Origin of the sequence: Accumulibacter sp., from assembly GCF_036625275.1 — a bacterium.
Lineage (GTDB): Bacteria > Pseudomonadota > Gammaproteobacteria > Burkholderiales > Rhodocyclaceae > Accumulibacter.
The window spans coordinates 1-20,130 of sequence record NZ_JAZKUD010000030.1 but is presented as its reverse complement, the minus strand read 5'-3'; the positions used below and the strand labels follow the sequence as shown (position 1 = coordinate 20,130).

The following is a 20,130-nucleotide window of genomic DNA, read 5'->3' as shown; positions in this document are numbered from 1 at the left end:
TGTTTTCGCGCTGGCAATCGCGGTAGAATCCAGACCTTGCCCCGCCCTTCGGCACCTTACCAGCATGGAATTTCTCGGTTTTTCGCTACGCAATCAGTTGTTCGTCGCGCCGATGGCGGGCGTCACCGATCGCCCCTTTAGGCAGCTCTGCAAGCGCCTGGGGGCTGGTCTGGCCGTATCCGAGATGGTCACTTCGAACTCCCTGCTCTATGGCAGCCTGAAGACCCGTCGCCGCGCCGACCACGCGGGCGAAGTCGCGCCGATTTCGGTACAGATTGCCGGCGCCAGTCCTTCGATGATGGCTGCTGCGGCGCGTTACAACGTTGAGCGAGGGGCCCAGATCATCGACATCAACATGGGCTGCCCGGCGAAGAAAATCTGCAACGTCATGGCTGGTTCCGCCCTGCTCAGGGACGAGCCGCTGGTCCGGCAAATTCTCGAGGCCGTCGTCAATGCCGTACCGGGCACCCCGGTAACCTTGAAGATCCGCACCGGCTGGGACAAGAACAGTCGCAACGCCTTGAACATCCTCAAGATCGCAGAGCAGTCAGGAATCAGGGCCCTGGCCATGCACGGCCGTACGCGCGCCTGCGGCTACAGCGGCCAGGCCGAATACGAGACGATCCAAGCAGCAAAAGCCGTGGCGACCATCCCCATCATCGCCAATGGCGACATCAGCTCTCCTGAACAGGCCAAGCATGTCCTTGACACCACCCATGCCGACGCGCTGATGATCGGACGCGCCGCACAGGGGCGCCCATGGTTGTTCCGCGAGATCGAGTATTTCCTGAATACCGGAACCTGTCTGCCTCCTCCACGGGTCAGTGAAATTCACGAAATACTGCTCGAGCACCTTGAGGATCTCTATCTCTTTTACGGTATCGAAACCGGGGTCGGTATCGCGCGCAAGCATATTTCCTGGTACACCAGAGGTCTGGTCGGCTCGGCAGCTTTCCGTCACAGAATGAACCAATTGCCGACCATCGAACTGCAAAGGCAGGCAGTCAATGACTTTTTCTCTGCCCTTGCGGAATACCAAGAGCATTTGAGCTACGTCAGCATGGCCCCTTCACCGCATGCCCATTTCGAGGAACTTGCAGCATGAAGCGCAACGACGATGACCATATCGCAACTTGCGTCGGCAAGGCGCTGGAAAACTACTTTCAACAGCTTGAAGGCGAGAAGCCGGCTGCAGTTTACGCGATGGTGATCAAGAGCGTCGAACGCCCAATGCTTGAAGTCGTACTCAAACAGACCGGCGGCAACCAGACCCTGGCGGCCGAAATCCTTGGGATCAACCGCAACACACTGCGTAAGAAACTGGTTGACCACAAACTGATCGACTGAACACTCCTTTTACCCTTTTCTAAGATCTGCCACCTGCCCACCATGAAAATCCGCCAAGCCCTGATCAGCCTCTCCAACAAGAATGGCGCCCTCGAATTCGCGCAGGGCCTGATCGCTCATGATGTCCAACTGTTATCGACTGGTGGCACCGCCCGAATGCTCCGCGACGCGGGTCTGCCAGTGACCGAGATGGGCGATTACACAGGCTTCCCGGAAATGCTCGACGGCCGCGTCAAGACCCTGCATCCGAAAGTACATGGCGGCATTCTGGCGCGTCGCGATCTTCCCGAGCACATGGCCACGCTTGAACGGCACGGCATCCCGACCATCGATCTGGTATGTGTGAACCTCTACCCCTTCCGTGAAACCATTGCCCAGGCCGGTGTCACCCTCGCCGAGGCGATCGAGAACATCGACATCGGTGGTCCGGCCATGCTGCGTTCGTCAGCCAAGAACTACCACGGAGTGGCCGTGGTCACCGACCCCGATGACTACCCCGCGTTACTGGCCGAAATGACGACTAGCGATGGTGCGCTGAGTCTCGGTACACGCTTCGCGCTGGCCAAAAAGGCCTTTGCGCACACTGCGCGCTACGACGCGGCGATTGCCAACTGGCTGACTTCACTGGACGAATCGAACCAAGCCGGGCCGTTTCCCGATTCTCTGCAACTCGCTTTCGATCGCGTCGAGACACTGCGTTACGGCGAGAATCCGCATCAGCAGGCAGCCTTCTACCGCGATCCCACACCATTGGCGGGGTCGATCGCCAACTATCGGCAGTTGCAGGGCAAGGAACTCTCGTACAACAACATTGCCGATGCCGACGCCGCCTGGGAGTGTGTCAAGACTTTCGACAACCCCGCCTGCGTGATCATCAAACACGCCAATCCCTGCGGTGTGGCCATCGATGTCAGCCTGCTGTCCGCCTACGAAAAAGCCTTCCAGACCGATTCGACCTCGGCCTTTGGCGGCATCATCGCTTTCAACGGCACGGTCGACGCCGATGTCGTGACCGCCATGAATGCCCGCAAGCATTTCGTCGAAGTCCTGTTGGCGCCGGCTTTCAGCGATACCGCCCGAGCGATGCTGTCCACCAAACAGAACCTGCGCGTCCTCGAACTGCCGCTGGCCAGGGGCCAGCATGCTTTCGAAATGAAGCGCGTTGGTGGCGGGCTACTGCTGCAGACGCCCGACCGGTTCAACGTCCAGGCCTCCGATCTGAGGGTGGTGAGCAAGCTCGCACCGACCGACGCACAGGTCGAGGATCTGCTCTTCGCCTATCGCGTGGCCAAGTTCGTCAAGTCCAACGCCATCGTCTTTTGCGGTCGCGGCATGACCCTCGGCGTTGGCGCCGGCCAGATGAGTCGCGTCGATTCAACCCGCATCGCGGCCAATAAAGCCCAGAATGCCGGCCTCGACCTGGCAGGTTCCTGTGTCGCCTCCGATGCATTCTTCCCCTTCCGCGATGGTCTTGACGTCCTGGCGGCTGCCGGTGCCAAGGCCGTCATCCAGCCTGGGGGCTCAATGCGTGACGAGGAAGTGATCGCTGCCGCCGACGAGCATGGCCTGGCGATGGTGTTCACCGGTGCCCGGCACTTCCGACATTGATTCTTTGAGTGATGCCTGGGAGGACACGGTGCAGAAGATTAGGGTCAGGGTCGTCAGTGCCGGAGTACGGCGCAGCTCGACGGGCGCACGCCAGCGGATACACACAGCAGTTCAAGTTCTGGTGGTGAAAGGACTGTCATGAAGTTAATGGTCATCGGCTCCGGCGGTCGCGAGCACGCACTCGCCTGGCGGCTGGCAAAATCCCCCGGTTTGCAGAAGGTCTTCGTCACCCCTGGCAACGCTGGCACGGCACGCGAGCGTGAACTCGAAAACGTTAACCTCACCGACCCCGAAGCGCTCGCTGACTTCGCCGCAAAGCACGGGGTCCATCTCACGGTAGTCGGTCCCGAAGCGCCGCTCGCTGCCGGCATCGTCAATCTTTTTCGCGACCGCGGTCTGAAGATCTTCGGTCCGACCAGGGAAGCCGCCCAACTCGAAAGCTCGAAGGACTTCGCCAAACGCTTCATGGCCAGACACCATATTCCGACCGCCCGCTTTGCGACCTTCTCCGACAACCACGCGGCGCACGCTTATGTGGACCAGCAGGGCGCGCCAATCGTCATCAAGGCCGATGGACTGGCCGCTGGCAAGGGGGTGGTGGTGGCCATGCACTTGTCTGAGGCCCACGACGCGATTGACCGGATGCTTCCCGCCAGCGGTGACAGCCCGGCGAAAGACTCGACCCCGGCACGCGTGCTGATCGAAGAATTTCTCGAAGGCGAAGAAGCCAGTTTCATCGTCATGGTCGACGGCAAGAATGTACTGCCGTTGGCGTCGACCCAGGATCACAAACGCATCGGCGACGGCGATACCGGCCCTAACACCGGCGGCATGGGTGCTTACTCACCGGCACCCGTGGTCACTCCGGAAGTTCACGCCCGCGCCATGCGCGAGATCATCCTGCCGACGGTTCGGGGAATGGCTGCCGACGGCATCCCTTACACCGGATTCCTCTACGCTGGCCTGATGATTGGCAAGGACGGATCGGTCAAGACCGTCGAGTTCAATTGCCGCCTTGGCGACCCGGAAACACAGCCAATCATGATGCGTCTGAAATCCGACCTGCTGACCCTCCTCGACCATGCTGTCGCCGGCCGGCTCAACCTGGTTGAGGCGAGCTGGGACCGTCGTGTCGCGCTGGGCGTCGTGCTGGCCGCAGCCAACTACCCCGGCACCCCGCGCACCGGCGATCTGATCAGCGGACTACCGCAAGGCAGCGAGGACAGTCATGTCTTCCACGCCGGCACCGCCGAGCGCGATGGCCGGATCGTCACCGCCGGGGGGCGGGTGCTGTGTGTCACGACACTTGCCGACAACGTCAGGCAGGCCCAGAAGCGCGCCTATGACATGATTATTGGGATCCACTTCGACGGCATGCAGTATCGTCGTGACATCGGCCACCGCGCCGTCAGCCGGTGAGCGCAGTCAGGCAGTCACCAACCGCCACGACACTGGCGGTCGGGGACCAGGGATGATCGACCCGACCCGTCTCAAGGCGTACTTCACCGACCTGCAAACGCGTATCGTCACGGCCATCGAAACGCTCGAAGGTCGTGCCGGCACGAGCTTCCGCGCCGACCCCTGGGCAAGGGGAGCCGGCTCGCCACTCGCGGGCAGCGGCTGCACCTGCATCCTTGAGGGAGGTCGTGTTTTTGAACGCGGCGGTGTCGCTTTCTCGCAGGTCAGCGGCGCGGCGTTGCCAGCCTCGGCAACCGCCAGACGGCCCGAACTGGCGGGCTGCGCCTTCGCCGCGATGGGCGTTTCGCTGGTCCTGCATCCAGAAAACCCCTACTGCCCAACCGCGCACATGAACGTACGCGCCCTGATCGCGACCCGGGCCGATGCCGACCCTGCCTGGTGGTTTGGCGGCGGCATGGACCTGACCCCCTACTACCCCTTTGCCGAAGACATCCGGCATTTCCACATCACCTGCAAGCAAGCCTTGCAGCCCTTCGGAGCAGACACGCACGCGCGCTACAAGCAATGGTGCGACGAGTACTTTTTCCTCAAGCACCGCAACGAACCGCGCGGGGTCGGTGGCATCTTCTTCGACGACCTCAGCGAGGGCGGCTTCGAGCGCTGCTTCGCGCTCACCCGGGCGGTCGGTGATGCGTTTAGCGAAGCCTACCTGCCCATCATTGCAAAACGGCAGACTCTGCCCTATGGCGAACGCGAACGAGACTTTCAGGCGTACCGACGCGGACGTTATGTCGAATTCAACCTGGTCTGGGATCGCGGCACGCTGTTCGGCCTGCAGTCGGGCGGGCGCACCGAATCGATCCTGATGTCTCTCCCTCCGGTCGTCAAATGGCGCTACGACTGGCATCCCGAAGCCGGCAGCGCCGAAGCCGCGCTCTACGACATGCTGGCACCACGCGACTGGACGGAAGCTCCGGCTGCAGTCCCGGTTCTTGGTTCATGATCGCTGCCAATCATGGCTGCATAGCGCCGCAATGATCCCGGCATCGGCTGCTCCGGTCAGGATCACCCGCCGCATGGCAAGCGCCTGCGCCAGTTCGGCGATGCGCTGATGCGGCACGAACACCGGCGTGCCGCACAGACAGGCGCGCGCCGGTGCATCGAGCAGGCCGACGAGATTGCGCAGACCCTCGCTCGATGAAATCGTCAGTGCGTCGAGTCGGCCACTGCGCCATAGTGCTTGCAGCGGCGCCGCGTCAGCCGGTGCCGAGCGCTGGTAGCAACTCACGGCATCGACTTCAGCGCCCCGTTCGCGCAGGGTATCGGCCAGCAGTTCGCGGCCACCGTTACCACGAAGGATCAGCACCCGCTTACCGGCGACGCGCGCACGCTGCATTTCCGGCAGTTCGAGCAGCGCCTCCGAATCGAAGCGCTCGACAGGCGCCAGCGCATGGTCGATACCATAACGGGCAAGCAACGCGACGCTGCTCTGGCCAATCGCCGCCGCCTGCAGACCCGATGGCCACGCCTGCTTGGCAAGAATCGCCGGGACGCTGAAATCGACAGCATTCGGGCTGATGAAAACCGCCAGCGAGTAGTTTCCGAGGCGCGTGATTACCGCCTGCAAGGGGGCAGGGTCAATGACCGGAGAAATCTCGAGCAGTGGAAAGATCAGCGGCTCGCCACCCTGCTCGGCAATCCAGCCAGCCAGACGCGACGCCTGCGCGCGCGGGCGCGTCACGACGATCGTCAGGCCGCGCAAGGGCTGTGTCATTGGCCGCTGGCGAGCTTCTCCAGGATGGCCCCGGCCCCCTGTTCACGCAGCCTCTGTGCGAGCAGATAACCGATCGACTCGCTGTCCTCGGGCGCACCGTACCGTTCCCCGGCGATCATCTGCCTGCCGTCCGGCGTCGCGACGAAGCCACGCAGCCAGAGTTGACCGCCATCAAGCAACGCGTAGGCAGCGAGCGGGACTTGGCAGTTCCCCCCCAAAGCACGCGAGAAGGCCCGTTCGGCGCGCACGCAGTACGCGCTCTTGCGGTCGTTGAGCGGTTCCAGCAGCGCCATGATGTCGGTACGCGCTGATGCGGTCTCAATCCCGAGGACTCCTTGCCCTGGTGCGGGCAGTGACTGCTCGGGCGTCAGGATCGACCTGATCCGTGCTGCCAGGCCCAGACGTATCAGGCCTGCGGCAGCGAGGACGATCGCATCGTACTCACCAGCATCGAGCTTCCTGAGCCGCGTATCGAGGTTGCCGCGCAGGCTACGGATCACCAGTTGCGGATATCCGGCGCGCAGGATCGCTTCGCGACGAAGGCTGGAAGTCCCGACCACGGCCTTGGCCGGCAACTCGTCGAGTCCGGCAAAACGATTCGAAACAAAGGCATCGCAAGGATTTTCACGCGCCGAGATGGCTGCCAGGACGAAGCCGGCGGGCATTTCCATCGGCAGGTCCTTCATCGAATGCACGGCGAGGTCAGCGCGGCCTTCCTGTATCGCCACTTCGAGTTCCTTGATAAACAGCCCTTTACCGCCGATCGCCGATAGCGGACGGTCGAGGATCTGGTCACCGCGAGTGGTCATGCCGAGGATCTCGATACAACTCCGTGGATATAATTCGATCAGGCATCCACGGACATGCTCGGCTTGCCACAGAGCAAGACGCGACTCACGCGAGGCGATGACGATACGCGGCTGAACTGGCTCTGCCGAGTTCAAGGCCGGGTTCCGCCGGGAGTACCCGCATGCACGCCGTAACCCCGACGCGCAGACCATTTTGCTGCCGAACATTGGTCAGCGATTCTGACGATCATGACTTTTCCAGACACTCCCGACCATGAAAGTCATCCATCCACATGCCTGCGCACCCCGCTTGTCGGCGTCAATTGCCTCATGGATCGGGCAGGCAACGCCCGCCTACCCGAAGCGTGTATACTCCAATGCTTTGCAAGCATGTGCTGTTCTGGATGGTGCCGAGAGGGGGAATCGAACCCCCACGATGTTTCCACCGGCGGATTTTGAGTCCGCTGCGTCTACCGATTCCGCCATCTCGGCTTTGGCTCGTTACTCGCGAGCCGGAAGAGGCCCTGATTATCGCCGATTCTCCGGCAAGGAACAAGCAGAACCACATTCCGCTCCGCGCCGATGCTTGCTCGACAACCCTCTGCAAGACCCCCCACGCATGCTGACACTCGACGATTTCGATTTCGATCTTCCCGGCGAACTGATCGCCCAGCACCCGACCGCAGAACGCACTGCCAGTCGTCTGTTGCAACTGGCCAACGGCACCCTCCACGATCGCCGCTTCAGCGATCTGCCGGAAATCGTCGATGCCGGGGATCTGCTGGTGTTCAACGATACGCGCGTGCTCCGCGCGCGCCTTTTTGGCCGGAAGGAAAGCGGCGGCCAAGTCGAGGTTCTGATCGAGCGCATCGTCGATGCTCGCCATGCCGTGGCACAAATCCGCGCCAGCAAAGCGCCGAAGGCCGGCAGCCGCATCCTTCTCGAAAATGCCATCCTGCTGAGCGTACGCGGTCGTCGCGGTGAACAGCACGAGTTCTTCGACCTGGAATTGCTGGAACCGGCTGACGAAAGTGATCTCTGGAGCCTGCTCGATCGCCACGGCCGCCTGCCCTTGCCGCCCTACATCACGCACGCGGCCAGCGCTGCCGACGAAGCGCGCTATCAGACGGTCTTCGCCCGTCACCCCGGCGCCGTCGCTGCACCCACTGCCGGCCTGCACTTCGACGAGGCGCTATTGACCGCACTCGCCAAGCGCGGTGCCGAGATGGCCTGGCTGACGCTGCACGTCGGTGCCGGCACCTTCCAGCCGGTACGAGTACAGCGCATCCTGGATCACCGCATGCACGCCGAACGTTTCGAGATTCCGCCGGCGACGGTCGCTGCGATTGCCCGCACGCGGGCTCGCGGCGGCCAGGTCATCGCTGTCGGGACGACCAGCCTGCGTGCGCTCGAAGCGGCTGCGCAGCACGGCGAGCTGCACGCTGGCGCAGCCGAAACCGACATCTTCATCACTCCGGGCTACCGCTTTCGTGTCGTCGACCGGCTGATCACCAACTTTCACCTCCCAAAATCGACGCTGCTGATGCTCATTTCGGCTTTCGCCGGCCTGGACGCCATCCGTGGCGCGTACCGGCACGCGATCAACCAACGCTATCGCTTCTTCAGTTACGGTGACGCCATGCTGCTGCACCGCGACTGATTCATTCACAAGTCTACCCTCCCCTTCCCGAAACCGCCGCCATGCTCAAGAACGCCTTGAACAACGCCGCCATCGAGCAATTCGACAAGCACGGACTGACTCCTGATACGCACAAGGTGGCACTGGCCTGTGCGCTGTTGTGGACCGCCCGTACACCGACCGATATACACCGCCTGCTCGGCTTGAGTGGTCTGAGCAACAGTACCGGCAGAGCGTTCACCTCGAACGACGTGAAGAACGCAGTCGAGGAACTCAGGGACAAGAAACTGCTGCTCGGCGGAGCGCGCCCCACCTCCTTGCAACTCGTGGACGCTTTGCGTGCGCCGCTCTACCGGCAGTTGCTCGAGACCCGGCCAGGGAAGCACCTGCAGGGGCTGGTCGCCGAACTCGATCGTTTCGATCCCACACGATCCGGTTACTACTGGCCCAGCAGCAGTCTTCCGACGACCATTGCCTATGTGCGCGCCCAGTTTTTTTCCGGCGCAGCGAGCGAAGAGCTATCGGTGACCAGGCAACTGGTCGGACGTTCGATGGACTGGGACATCGTCCTCACTCAGGCCCTCCTGCTCGGCTTCGATGGCCCCAGTTTCGAGTACATCGATCCGGTCGAACGCTCGCGGCTCGCCCGCCGGGGCGTGGCATCGATAGGCTTGAACTGGGCGGAGGATTTCAACCCGATCGCGGAGTGGGCTTTTGACCAGATCAGGCGGCAACCCGACCAGGTGTCCGACGATCTGCGTTCGGTGCTTGCTGATCTGGCGTTGCAACGCAGTGACCCCGCCCTGTTGCAGGAAGCCCTGCAGGGGCTCGACAACGGCCTCGCTGCCGCCATCCGGGCCGCAGCCCTGGTGAGCGATAGCCAGTGGGCAGCCGGACAGGCCGCTTTCGAGGCAGCCCTGAAGCAGCGCAAGGGCGAAATCGGCGGCAGCAAAAACCTCCTGCCCGTGAGTATCGGCTGGCTCTACCCACTCGCATTGCTCGCCCAGTCGACCCCGAAGCATCTGGAACTGGCCCGCAAGTTCTGCATTGGCGAAGCCGGCCAGCGTGATCCGAGTGCATTCTCCGTATGGGGGCGCTGGGTCCATGCGATCGACGTTCGTCTCGGCAAGACGCCGATCATCCATGCCGCTTTCCAGCCAGTCCGCGACCAGGAACAACGCTGGGGACTGGGTTCGTTGTGGGCCATTCTGCTTTCGGCCTGGCTGGGTAGCGAGACGATCGCTGCGCCAGGTACGCAGAATGCATCGCATACGGCCAGCGGCTGGCATGAGACGATCATGGCCCTGCGGCGAAAGCTGCTGAACTGTCATCTGAAGTTGCTGAGCCGCATGCTGCGTGGCGCCGAAGAGCTACTTTCCGGACGCGATCCACCGACCGGTTATTTTGTCGCCGCTGCTGGCGAGCAATGGCGCGCGATTCTCGATGCCCTGCAATCGCTCGGCAGCGAGCAGACTGCTGCCGAAGCCGGCAGCGAAACGACGCGCCTGCTCTGGGCCATCGAGATCGGCAACGAGGGTCAGTTACTCGACATCAAACCGCTCGAACAGAAGCGTGGTCTGCACGGCTGGGGCCGACCCCGCGCGCTGAGCCTCGTGAAAATCTTCGGCAACGAACATCTGCCGGCATGGGATGCCAAGGTGGCGCGCGCCTTGCGCCCCGAGCGCGGCTACAGCAACCGCTATCGCATCGACCTGCCCACGGCAATCGTCGCCCTGGTCGGTCATCCGTGCATCGTCCTGGCAAACGCGCCGGAGCAGTTCGTCGAACTCAGCGAATCGCAGCCGGAGCTGGAACTGGTCCGTCAGGGCGAACACTTCGTGATGCGCATCGAGCCACCGTTGCGACCAGTCGTCGAAAGCGCGTACCCCTATGTCGAAGACGCCGACGCGCGTCGCGAGAACGAAGCGCTGCGCCTGCTCACGCTCGTCCAGGACGGCCCGCAGCGTCTCCGGCTGGTGCGTTTTTCGGCGGCGCAACAGCAGGCCGCGCAGATCATCTCGAGGCGTGTTGCCATTCCCGCCCATGCACCGGGGGCGCAGGCAGAAGTCGAAAAGACCTTGCGTGCGCTGGCCGGACGTTTCCAGGTACACGCCGACTCGGCACAGGCCTCCCGGCAGGTCGCCAGCGATTCACGCCTGCGTGCCGAACTCTCGCCGATCGGCGAGTACCTGGCGCTGCGCTTGGTGGTGACACCGCTGGGTCCCGACGGCCCGCGCCTGCCGGCGGGCAGCGGCCGACTCCGCCTGATGAGCGTGCTCGGAGGCGAAAGTGTTGGCACCGAACGCGACCTTCAGAGCGAGCGCCAGCATCTCGAAGCAGTCCTTGACGCCCTGCCCTTCCTCGACGGTAGCGACGGCGTCAGCGAGTGGCTGATCGAAGACCCCGAGCAGGCGCTCGGAGCGGTCGAAACGCTGCCGACGCTGGCCGCGATTGCCGCGGTTGAATGGCCCAAGGGCAAGGCAGTTCGCGTCGTCAGCGTCGATACGCGGCAGCTCGGCGTCAGCGTCAGCCGCGAGCACGACTGGTTCCGACTCTCCGGGCAGGCGACGCTCGACGAGGGCCTGGTGCTGCAGCTCGAAACCCTGCTGACGGCGGCACGCGAAAAATCCCGCTTCGTCCCGATGGGTGACGGTGTGTATGCTGCGCTGACGCGCTCACTCAAACAAAAACTCAGCGAACTGGCTGCCGTTCTCGAAACCGACAGGCAGGGAGGAAAGGCACCAACGATCGCCGCCGCCTGGCTCGACGAGATTCTCGACGGCACCCGGCTCGACGCCGGCAAGGATTTTCGCGAGGCCATCGAGCGTCTGCGCAGCGCCCAGTCCGCCGAACCCAAACTGCCGAGCCTGCTGCAGGCCAGGCTGCGGCCCTATCAGGAAGACGGCTACCAGTGGGCGATGCGTCTGGCGACCGCCGGCATGGGCGGTTGTCTGGCCGACGACATGGGCCTGGGCAAGACGTTGCAGGCACTCGCCGTGCTGCTCGAGCGCGCCGCCGGCGGGCCGGCGCTGGTCATCGCGCCGACCTCGGTATGCGGCAACTGGTTTACCGAAGCAGGTCGCTTCGCACCGACACTCAACGCCCGCATCTACAGCGACGCCGGTGACAGCGAACGTGAGGAACTGGTCAGCCAGGCCGGGCCGCAGGATCTGTTGATCGTCTCCTACACGCTGCTGCAACTTGCGCAGGAACGCTTCGCCGGACGTCACTGGCATACGCTGATCACCGACGAAGCCCAGGCGATCAAGAATGCCGCCGCCAAGCGCTCGCAGGCGGTGTTCGAGCTCCAGGCCGATTTTCGCCTGGCGCTGACCGGAACGCCGGTGGAGAATCGCCTCGCCGACCTGTGGTCGATCATGCGTTTTGCCAACCCCGGCCTGCTCGGCACCGTCCACCGCTTCAACGAGCGCTTCGCGGGTCCGATCGAACGCAACCGCGACCGCGACGCCCAACATGTCCTCAAGCGCCTGATCGGTCCCTTCGTGCTGCGACGAAGCAAGGCAGAAGTGCTGCAGGAACTGCCGCCACGCATCGAGCTGATCCTGACGGTCAGCCCGGAGAGTGCCGAAGCCGCACATTACGAAGCCCTGCGCCGTGAAGCCGTGAACGAGCTCAACAGCACGCTCGACAGCACGCCGGAGACGCAGTCCCGCTTCAACATCCTGGCGCAACTGACGCGCCTGCGGCGTGCCGCCTGCGACCCGCGCCTGTGCAGCCCGGAGTTCGGGATCAGCGGCGCCAAGGTGCAGGCCTTTGGCGAACTGGCCGGCGAGCTCATCGCCAACGGTCACAAGGCGCTGGTCTTCAGCCAGTTTGTCGATTTTCTGGCTATCCTCCGCGAACCGCTCGACGCAGCCGGAATCCGCTATCAGTACCTCGACGGTGCCACCCCCGCCGCCGAGCGAACGCGCCGGGTCGCCGCATTCCAGGCCGGCGAAGGCGAGCTCTTCCTGATCAGTCTCAAGGCCGGCGGTTTCGGCCTCAACCTCACCGCCGCCGACTACGTGGTGATCACCGACCCGTGGTGGAATCCTGCGGCAGAGGATCAGGCGATGGGACGTGCGCACCGCATCGGGCAGATCAGACCCGTCACCGTTTACCGACTGGTCACCAGGGGCACCGTCGAGGAACGCATCGTCGACCTGCACCAGGAAAAACGCACGCTCGCTGAAAGCATTCTCGCCGAAGGCGGAGCCAGTGCGCTGCCATCGACCGAGGATCTGGTGGCGCTGATTCGGGGGGAATGAAGTCGCTGACTGCCGTTCGACAGCGAGGCGGCCACCGTCTATGCGCGGCCTGCGGCCGAACGGAGAGCAAATATCGACCAGTGAGGGACTAGCCCGGAACGGTCCTGACGCCATCGCGAGCAATTGACGACATCAGTATCGACATCTACCGATCTGTCAGTGCGACTTGGACAGCCTTTCAGCTATAAGCGAAAATCGGCGCATGGCCAGACATGAACTACATCACGACAATTGCTTCGAGTGGCTGAAAGATCAGCCGCCGAACAGCTTCCACGGGGTGTGCACAGACCCACCTTTCGGGATTGTCGAATTTCTACCGCATGAAATGGCGAAGTTGCGAAGCGGCAGGGGTGGCGTCTGGAGACTTCCGCCGACAATTGGCGGCAGTCAACGCGATCCGCTGCCGCGATTCACGACGCTTTCTGCCCAAGAGCGAGAACATGTCAGGTGCTACTTTCGCGAACTTGGAGAAGCGCTGCTAACGGTTCTCGTTCCCGGAGCCCACATCATCATCGCGGGCACGCCCATGCTACAGCACTTGGTTCAATCAGGTTTTGCCGAAGCAGGCTACGAAGTTCGTGGCGCCATTCTTCGTCTGTATCGTGGGTTCCGCGGTGGAGACAGGCCCAAAAATGCCGAGACCGAGTTTCCCGATGTGTGTGTGACACCGCGAGGATGCTACGAGCCGTGGATGCTTTTTCGCAAGCCAATATCGGAAAGGACCGTCGCCGACAACCTGAGAAAATGGGGAACGGGGGCGCTCCGCAGGATTGGAACCGATCAACCCTTACCCGACGTCATCCAAAGTGGCAAGACGCCGCAGATCGAAGAAACCGTGTCCAACCATCCGACGCTGAAACCTCAGCATCTTTTGCGGATTCTCGTTCGCTGCTTGCTTCCGCTGGGCAATGGACGGATTCTGGATCCATTCGCCGGGTCTGGATCGACGATTGCAGCCTGTCAAGCTGTCGGCTACGACTCGGTAGGACTTGAGATCGACGAGGAGTACTTTAAGTCGCAGGAATCCAATATCCTGGCGCTTTCGGCGCTGTACCCTGACTTCAAAGGTGCGGCACTGGAAATGACTGCCGCTGATATGCCCAAACTGGGGCAAGTCTGGCAGTGTCAGCCTGTGCAAGGCGTTTTGCTATGAGAGGGACGACAAGGATGGCACTGATTCAGGGAGAAAAAACATGCACCGCGGCATTGCGAAAACCAGAACCCACTCAGGCGGATTCCCTGGTGGTGGGGGCGCTTCGGGGCAAGCGTATCCGCATCATGCAGGCAGCCCAGACCCGTCACCGTTCCAGGACGATCATCGATGAGGAGCAACTGAAATCCGATCTTCCTCCATCAAGAAATCCCGTAACATGCCGTTACTTTCGCTACACCCGCTTTAACCCCAAGGAGAATCCCTCATGAACAAGTTTATCGTCCTCGTTGCCAGCGTCCTGTTCACTGCACTTCCCGCGATCGCCACCGACAAACCGAATACTCCAACCAGCCTCGCCGGTGGCAAGGTGATTTCGGTCGATGAGGGAAAGAAACTTGCCGACGACAAGAGCGCACAGTTCTTCGATACCCGTAACCTCGTGAACTTCGGCAAGGGCCATGTACCGGGTGCCAAGGCCGTGAGCTACAAGGAAAAGAGCGATTTCAAAGCGGATTTCGACGTTTCCGTGGACAGTTTCGAAGTCGACAAGCTGCCAGCAGACAAGGCCGCCAAGATCGTCATCTACAGCGATGGCCCCGCTGGCTGGAAGTCTTACAAGGCTGCCGTTCTGGCGATCAAGGCCGGCTACAAGAACGTGCTGTGGATGCGCGACGGCTTTGCCGGCTGGACGGCCAAGAGCTACCCCGTCGAGTAATTCCGTCGAACCCACGGGCGGTACAGCCGCCCCCTTGCACGATTTAAGGAAATACCATCATGCTGCTGGCCTGGCTTGCAGATCTCAGCGTCCGGACCCGGATCATCATCGCCGCCCTGATCGCCTTTCTGCTGTGCATCGTCATGCTCGGCGCCGGCTGGAGCATGTTCTCGCACCAGCAGGCTGCCGGGGAGCTCAATGCACAGTTCGACAGGCAGGCGATCAGTCTGCAGTACGTGCTGCGCGGCATGAACGAGCTGTTGGTCGCCGAAGGCGCATCCCCGGCCTCGCGGGAGCTCATCAAGCGTGGCGTCGCCGATTTTGCTTCCACGCTGACCTTATTCGAGAGCCATGTCTCCACCAGCGAAATCGCCGCAATTCTCGGGCCGATCAAGGAGCAATGGAAGGTATTCGAGGCCGAAGCCCTGCAATTCGCCAACCGGCCGACAAACCAGATCAGCGCCAGCGACGACGACACGATGATCGCCTTCGGCAAGCTGGTGAAAAAGTCCGAAGCCATCGACAAAGCCATGCCTGCCTTGCAACAGGCCGTCAAGGCCCACACCCAGGCGACGCTGCAACAGACACTGGGCATGGTCGCCTTGCTCCTGTTGGTGCTGAGCCTCCTGCTCGTCGCGACCTTCTTCTGGCTGTACCGGCAGATCACGGCGCCGATCCAGGACATGCAGGCAACGATGAGCGCCATCGAGCGCGACAAGGATATGCGCCAGCGCGTGCAGGTGACCGGACACAACGAAATTGGCCAGGCGTCAGAGGCTTTCAATGCCATGGTGGAATCGTTTCAGCAGGTTCTGAACAACGTCAGCAGCAGCGTTGACCGCTTAGGCAATGCCTCCGCCCAGGTCGCCCTGGCGTCGCAGCACGCTCGGCAGTTCGCCGAACAGCAGCAGGATGCGGTGTCTCATGCCGCAAGCGCGGTGGAATCGATTCGCCAAGGCGTAGGAGAAATCCATCATCGTGTCGCCGAAGCGATCACGATCGCCCGGCGATCGAGCGGCCTCGCCGAACATGGCGGTCAGGTCGTGCAGAATGCCAGCGCCAACATGAAACAGATGGCTGGCAGCGTGCGCGCCGCCGCCGATCAGGTCTCCCATTTGAGCACCCTATCCAGCAAGATCGGCGACATCGTCGGCACGATCCGCGAAATCGCCGACCAGACCAACCTGCTGGCCTTGAATGCCGCCATCGAAGCCGCCCGCGCTGGTGAGCAAGGGCGCGGTTTCGCGGTGGTGGCCGATGAAGTGCGCAAACTGGCTGAACGTACCGCCAAGGCCACGGACATGATCTCCCAACTGGTGGAGGCCACGCAGAGTGACATCAACATCACCGTCAACAGCATGACGCACAGCGTCGACCAGGTCAGCAAGGCGGCGGCACTGGCCGACGATGCCGACAGCGCGATCGCCGACATCAACGCCGGCATCCGGGAAACCGTCGAGGTCGTCGGCGGCATCTCCCAGGCATCCGAACAGCAGACCAGCGCCAACCAGAAGATCAGCCTCGCGGTCGCCGATATCTCGCGGCTGGCCGATGCAAGCATGCAGAGCGTCGAGGAGACCACCCGTTCCGTCCAGGATATGGAAAAACTCGCCAGCGGATTTCAGCAAATGATCGGTGTATTCAAGATTTGAGGGGCGTATCGGGATGACTGGTTGAACGGTTTCGGCAAAGGAGAGCCCACCCGATGAGACGCAGCGCAGCGCAGACCCCCGCGAACCCCGCAGCCCCCTCTTCAGTCAGCTTCTGGCAGGCGTTCGTCTTCTGGCTCAAACTGGGATGCCTCAGTTTCGGCGGCCCGGCAGGGCAGATTTCGATGATGCACGCGGAACTGGTGGAGCGTCGTCGCTGGATTTCCGAGCGCCGCTTTCTGCACGCACTCAACTACTGCATGCTGCTTCCCGGTCCCGAAGCCCAGCAACTGGCCACCTACATCGGCTGGCTGATGCATCGCACGCGTGGCGGCATAGCTGCCGGAACCTTGTTCGTGCTGCCCTCGCTGCTGCTTCTGATTGGTCTGTCCTGGGTCTATATCGCCTTCGGCGAGACGCCATTGGTGGCGGGTCTGTTTTACGGGATCAAGCCGGCGGTCACTGCCATTGTCGTCCAGGCGGCGCACCGGATCGGCGTGCGCGCCTTGAAGAATTCGATCCTCTGGGCGATCGCAGCAGCTTCCTTCGTCGCCATCTTTGCGTTCGCGACACCGTTCCCCGTCATCGTCGCCGTGTCCGCGCTGCTCGGCTACCTCGGCGGACGTGTCGCCCCCGATAGATTCCAGCCTGGCGGCGGCCACGGCCCGGCCGACGCCACGTTCGGCCCGGCCTTGATCGACGACGACACGCCGACTCCGGAGCATGCCCGCTTCGGATGGTACAGACTGATCAAGGTGGTCATCGTCGCAGCTCTCCTGTGGGCCATCCCGATGGGCCTGCTGACCGCGACCCATGGTTGGGCGCACACGCTGACGCAGATGAGCTGGTTTTTCACCAAGGCCGCGCTGCTGACCTTCGGCGGCGCCTATGCCGTTCTTCCCTACGTCTACCAGGGGGCCGTCGGACACTACGGCTGGCTGACTGCAACCCAGATGATCGACGGCCTCGCACTCGGCGAAACCACGCCCGGGCCGCTGATCATGGTGGTCGCTTTTGTCGGCTTCGTCGGTGGCTACCTCAAGGCCGTTTTCGGCCCGGACAGCCTGTTCCTTGCCGGCGCAGTTGCCGCCTCGCTGGTGACCTGGTTCACCTTTCTGCCGTCATTCGTTTTTATCCTGCTCGGCGGGCCGCTGGTCGAGACCACCCATAACCAGTTGAAATTCACCGCACCGCTGACCGCGATCACCGCGGCGGTGGTCGGCGTGATTCTCAATCTGGCCCTGTTTTTCGGCTACCACGTCCTCTGGCCCGGAGGTTTCACCGGCCGCTTCGACGGGATCTCCGCGCTGATCGCTCTCGGTGCCGCGGTCGCCCTGTTCCGTTACCGGCAGAATGTGATTGTCGTCATCGCGGCCTGCGCCGTCGTCGGCCTGCTGGTTGAAATGCTCATGCCGTCCTGACCCCGAACGGGCTAGCGGGGCTTCACCCCGCGCAGCACGGCCAATCGATCGGCGATCTGCAGCGACCATTTGTCGAAAGCGTCGCGCGCGTACGACCAGCTCTGGAACGAGCTCATGTAACCCTTGATCCAGGTGTTGGTGGCCGCGGCCGCGCCGGCATCGATGTCGGCGGCGTACTTGCGGCCGATCTGCGTATCGGCGCACTCGCCAAGAACGACGTTGCTGGCGCCGTCGAGAAACTGCATTTCGATGCCGGTCTCGCCGAGATAAGGCGTCGAACCCGCGGGTCTCCCCGATGCCGGACCGGAAGCCGCCTCGGCGACGAAACCGTAGGGGATCGCGGTACCTGCCAGACTCCGGCTGACTTGCGTCGGCACCAGGTTGGTGAGCTCGATCCGCAACACCAGGACCCCCGGTCCGGGTTGCGTGACGATCTGCATCTGCGGCTTCAGGGATTTGCTCAGGGCATTGTGGAAATAATCGACCAATGCCTTGAGGTCGGTCGGATCGACCGCCTCCTGCTGATCCGCCTTGAGGCTGACCAGAATGCGGGTGATCAGTACCTTGTCGTAGCGTTTGAGGTCGACTTCAGGGTTCCGCCAGCACAACGCGCCGTCGCCACCGGGCGCTTTCGTCAGACGTTGGTAGTCACTGAGGAAGCCGCTGCGCGTGATCCGAACCGGATCGCTGACCGTCACGTCGCCCGATGGGCCCGTCAATTGGCCCGCCAATTCGGCACAGCCGCCGAGCAGCAGGGTGCCGGCAAGGCCGCCAATGAGCGCAACCGGGTAGGTCAACCGACGGGCTCTGGTGGATACTGCCGATTGGCCGGTGGTCGGACCGGAAAATCCCTTTGTCGCATTCATCATCGCTTCTCTCATGGTTCAAAGTGGTGATTGTACCCCGGTGATGCCGCTGCACCGGTTGTCGATGGCGCCTCGATCGAGTGTGGGCCCGCGCGGGCAAGCAGCAATCGCGCAAAGCGGCACCGGCTATGCGGATACGGGGGTTCCACGATACGATTCGGGCCAGACGGGCACTCCGGCCAGCACCGTTTTCGTCATTCCTGCGCCAGCGGGAATCCCTTCTTTCCTCGCGATTCCCTGCCACGGTGGATTCCCGCTTGCGCAGGAATCGCCTTACTTGCAAAGGCCGGAAAACCGGTCCTGCGGACTACAAGCGCTGGGGCCGGGTTTGGCGGCGGAGCCGGACTGGCAATGGGCCAGGCGCTCCTTGACTTTGTCGGAGTATTGCCAGCCTGCGGCCAGGGGCGGCAGTGCGGAGCCGGGTTGCCAGGTCAGTGACCGCCACTTGGCGTGTCCGCGGTCCCGTAAAACCGCGAATTTCTCGCAGAACTGGCCAGCGAAATCCTGGATGAACTGATTCCTCTGGGGGTCTGCGAAATTGGCCGTGATCAGATAGGAATCGACCGCCAGCGAGGGGGAATCGTTGCCGGCCATGTTCAGCAGGGGGTAGCTGGATTTCCTGATATCCGCTTTCCGGTATTCCTGCAGGATTTTGTCCGAATTGGCCTGTGTCGGGTCGAATTTCAGCAGCTTGAGGTTGGCCGGAACATTTTTCTCCAGCAGGCCGAGTGGCTGCCCGCCCACCAGCACCATCACGTCAATCTTCGGATAGGCCTGGTAATAAACCGGATCGCTCAAGGCCATCAGGGCTGAGCGGCGTCGTTTGGTACCTTCGTCATCGCCCGTGGCAGTGGTGTTGATGAAGGGCTGCACGACATTGGGCCGCTCCTGGAACAGTTTGCTGTACACGTTCAGGGCGGTGAGGTAGGTACCGCTTTTCTCCATGTCCATCCAGATGGGTTTCCCCCTGATCTGATGGATGAATTCGATGGGCTCGTCCTTGCGGACCAGGAAATGGATTTCTTCCTGGTACAAGGGCATGAACACCCGCAAGTTGGCCAGCAATTGTGCGTATTCACGGCGCGTCGCCTGCGGGACATCGCTGGCGTCACGCATCCGCACGAAGGCGGAGTACACATCCGACTGGACGATCGCCAGGGTGACGCCGCGGGTCTGGCTCATGTCTTCCACATTGGCCCAGGAACCTTTGGAATCCTTCACTTCCAGGGTCGGATTGACAAAATCCCGCAAATTGCTGCCGATGGCGTAATAGGTGCCTGTCCTGCCACCGGTGACGATGCTTTCGGCAGAGGCGGCCATCGACAGCACGGCCGCCGAAATTCCGACGAGCAGGGTCCTGATGCCAGCGAGCCGTGAGTCAGGTGATTTTTTCATGTCGAATGCCGGGAAATGGAAAACAGGGTCAAGGGTTTGTGCGGCACAGGCCGGCGCGTTCGTCGGCGGCAGAGCAATGGCCATGGGC

Annotated in this window: 16 protein-coding genes and 1 tRNA gene; 12 read left to right on the top strand and 5 right to left on the bottom strand. The window is 62.4% G+C overall.

The features are described 5' to 3' along the window. Positions 1 to 64: 64 nt before the first annotated feature. The 5 genes from dusB (at position 65) to hemF (ending at position 5,377) form a co-directional block, all read left to right on the top strand. Complete coding sequence (dusB, locus tag V5B39_RS11365; RefSeq protein WP_332343006.1) at positions 65 to 1,105, top strand: tRNA dihydrouridine synthase DusB; 1,041 nt, start codon at positions 65 to 67, stop codon at positions 1,103 to 1,105. Further along, positions 1,102 to 1,347, top strand: a complete 246-nt coding sequence (locus tag V5B39_RS11360) for a helix-turn-helix domain-containing protein (RefSeq protein ID WP_332343005.1) — start codon at positions 1,102 to 1,104, stop codon at positions 1,345 to 1,347. Before dusB ends, V5B39_RS11360 begins: the two co-directional genes overlap by 4 nt. Before the next feature lie 42 nt (positions 1,348 to 1,389). Further along, positions 1,390 to 2,955, top strand: coding sequence for a bifunctional phosphoribosylaminoimidazolecarboxamide formyltransferase/IMP cyclohydrolase (purH, locus tag V5B39_RS11355; protein WP_332343004.1), 1,566 nt, complete (start codon positions 1,390 to 1,392; stop codon positions 2,953 to 2,955). A 138-nt stretch (positions 2,956 to 3,093) separates the two neighbouring features. Further along, entirely contained in the window at positions 3,094 to 4,374 is a 1,281-nt protein-coding gene (gene purD, locus V5B39_RS11350; protein ID WP_332343003.1) for a phosphoribosylamine--glycine ligase, read from the top strand. Between the two features lie 52 nt (positions 4,375 to 4,426). Beyond that, positions 4,427 to 5,377 carry an oxygen-dependent coproporphyrinogen oxidase gene (hemF, locus tag V5B39_RS11345; RefSeq protein ID WP_332343030.1) on the top strand — a complete coding sequence of 317 codons (951 nt, stop codon included), beginning with the start codon at positions 4,427 to 4,429 and terminating at the stop codon, positions 5,375 to 5,377. On the opposite strand, the gene V5B39_RS11340 is transcribed toward hemF, so the two are convergent. From V5B39_RS11340 to V5B39_RS11330, 3 genes are all read right to left on the bottom strand, one after another. Beyond that, complete coding sequence (locus tag V5B39_RS11340; RefSeq protein ID WP_332343002.1) at positions 5,372 to 6,148, bottom strand: uroporphyrinogen-III synthase; 777 nt, start codon at positions 6,146 to 6,148, stop codon at positions 5,372 to 5,374. The genes hemF and V5B39_RS11340 overlap by 6 nt on opposite strands. After that, positions 6,145 to 7,092 carry a hydroxymethylbilane synthase gene (gene hemC / locus V5B39_RS11335; RefSeq protein WP_332343001.1) on the bottom strand — a complete coding sequence of 316 codons (948 nt, stop codon included), beginning with the start codon at positions 7,090 to 7,092 and terminating at the stop codon, positions 6,145 to 6,147. The genes V5B39_RS11340 and hemC overlap by 4 nt, the downstream gene beginning before the upstream one ends. Positions 7,093 to 7,341: 249 nt before the next feature. Further along, positions 7,342 to 7,428: transfer RNA gene (locus tag V5B39_RS11330), tRNA-Leu, on the bottom strand. Between the two features lie 127 nt (positions 7,429 to 7,555). On the opposite strand from V5B39_RS11330, the gene queA reads away from it, so the two are divergent. From queA to chrA, 7 genes are all read left to right on the top strand, one after another. Beyond that, positions 7,556 to 8,596 carry a tRNA preQ1(34) S-adenosylmethionine ribosyltransferase-isomerase QueA gene (queA, locus tag V5B39_RS11325; protein WP_332343000.1) on the top strand — a complete coding sequence of 347 codons (1,041 nt, stop codon included), beginning with the start codon at positions 7,556 to 7,558 and terminating at the stop codon, positions 8,594 to 8,596. Positions 8,597 to 8,637: 41 nt separating this feature from the next. Continuing rightward, entirely contained in the window at positions 8,638 to 12,843 is a 4,206-nt protein-coding gene (locus V5B39_RS11320; RefSeq protein WP_332342999.1) for a DEAD/DEAH box helicase, read from the top strand. Positions 12,844 to 13,045: 202 nt separating this feature from the next. Beyond that, positions 13,046 to 13,996, top strand: coding sequence for a DNA-methyltransferase (locus V5B39_RS11315; RefSeq protein WP_332342998.1), 951 nt, complete (start codon positions 13,046 to 13,048; stop codon positions 13,994 to 13,996). Between the two features lie 14 nt (positions 13,997 to 14,010). Next, entirely contained in the window at positions 14,011 to 14,265 is a 255-nt protein-coding gene (locus V5B39_RS11310) for a hypothetical protein (RefSeq protein ID WP_332342997.1), read from the top strand. Further along, on the top strand, positions 14,262 to 14,711 hold the full coding sequence (locus V5B39_RS11305; RefSeq protein WP_332342996.1) for a rhodanese-like domain-containing protein: 450 nt from the start codon (positions 14,262 to 14,264) through the stop codon (positions 14,709 to 14,711). Before V5B39_RS11310 ends, V5B39_RS11305 begins: the two co-directional genes overlap by 4 nt. A gap of 59 nt (positions 14,712 to 14,770) precedes the next feature. Beyond that, complete coding sequence (locus V5B39_RS11300; RefSeq protein ID WP_332342995.1) at positions 14,771 to 16,363, top strand: methyl-accepting chemotaxis protein; 1,593 nt, start codon at positions 14,771 to 14,773, stop codon at positions 16,361 to 16,363. 53 nt (positions 16,364 to 16,416) lie between these two features. Continuing rightward, a complete protein-coding gene (gene chrA / locus V5B39_RS11295) occupies positions 16,417 to 17,781 on the top strand; it encodes a chromate efflux transporter (RefSeq protein ID WP_332342994.1) in 1,365 nt (454 codons plus the stop codon). Positions 17,782 to 17,792: 11 nt separating this feature from the next. Here the strand turns inward: chrA and V5B39_RS11290 are convergent, their stop codons facing one another. Together V5B39_RS11290 and V5B39_RS11285 are read right to left on the bottom strand one after the other, a co-directional pair. Then, a complete protein-coding gene (locus V5B39_RS11290; protein ID WP_332342993.1) occupies positions 17,793 to 18,650 on the bottom strand; it encodes a DUF3313 domain-containing protein in 858 nt (285 codons plus the stop codon). 270 nt (positions 18,651 to 18,920) lie between these two features. After that, on the bottom strand, positions 18,921 to 20,130 hold a 1,210-nt coding region (locus V5B39_RS11285), incomplete at its 5' end, for a TAXI family TRAP transporter solute-binding subunit (RefSeq protein ID WP_332342992.1).

Coding starts and splice junctions, on each gene's coding strand:
- dusB (WP_332343006.1), top strand. CDS start 65: ATGGAATTTCTCGGTTTTTCGCTACGCAATCAGTTGTTCGTCGCGCCG.
- V5B39_RS11360 (WP_332343005.1), top strand. CDS start 1,102: ATGAAGCGCAACGACGATGACCATATCGCAACTTGCGTCGGCAAGGCG.
- purH (WP_332343004.1), top strand. CDS start 1,390: ATGAAAATCCGCCAAGCCCTGATCAGCCTCTCCAACAAGAATGGCGCC.
- purD (WP_332343003.1), top strand. CDS start 3,094: ATGAAGTTAATGGTCATCGGCTCCGGCGGTCGCGAGCACGCACTCGCC.
- hemF (WP_332343030.1), top strand. CDS start 4,427: ATGATCGACCCGACCCGTCTCAAGGCGTACTTCACCGACCTGCAAACG.
- V5B39_RS11340 (WP_332343002.1), bottom strand. CDS start 6,148: ATGACACAGCCCTTGCGCGGCCTGACGATCGTCGTGACGCGCCCGCGC.
- queA (WP_332343000.1), top strand. CDS start 7,556: ATGCTGACACTCGACGATTTCGATTTCGATCTTCCCGGCGAACTGATC.
- V5B39_RS11320 (WP_332342999.1), top strand. CDS start 8,638: ATGCTCAAGAACGCCTTGAACAACGCCGCCATCGAGCAATTCGACAAG.
- V5B39_RS11315 (WP_332342998.1), top strand. CDS start 13,046: ATGGCCAGACATGAACTACATCACGACAATTGCTTCGAGTGGCTGAAA.
- V5B39_RS11310 (WP_332342997.1), top strand. CDS start 14,011: ATGGCACTGATTCAGGGAGAAAAAACATGCACCGCGGCATTGCGAAAA.
- V5B39_RS11305 (WP_332342996.1), top strand. CDS start 14,262: ATGAACAAGTTTATCGTCCTCGTTGCCAGCGTCCTGTTCACTGCACTT.
- V5B39_RS11300 (WP_332342995.1), top strand. CDS start 14,771: ATGCTGCTGGCCTGGCTTGCAGATCTCAGCGTCCGGACCCGGATCATC.
- chrA (WP_332342994.1), top strand. CDS start 16,417: ATGAGACGCAGCGCAGCGCAGACCCCCGCGAACCCCGCAGCCCCCTCT.
- V5B39_RS11290 (WP_332342993.1), bottom strand. CDS start 18,650: ATGATGAATGCGACAAAGGGATTTTCCGGTCCGACCACCGGCCAATCG.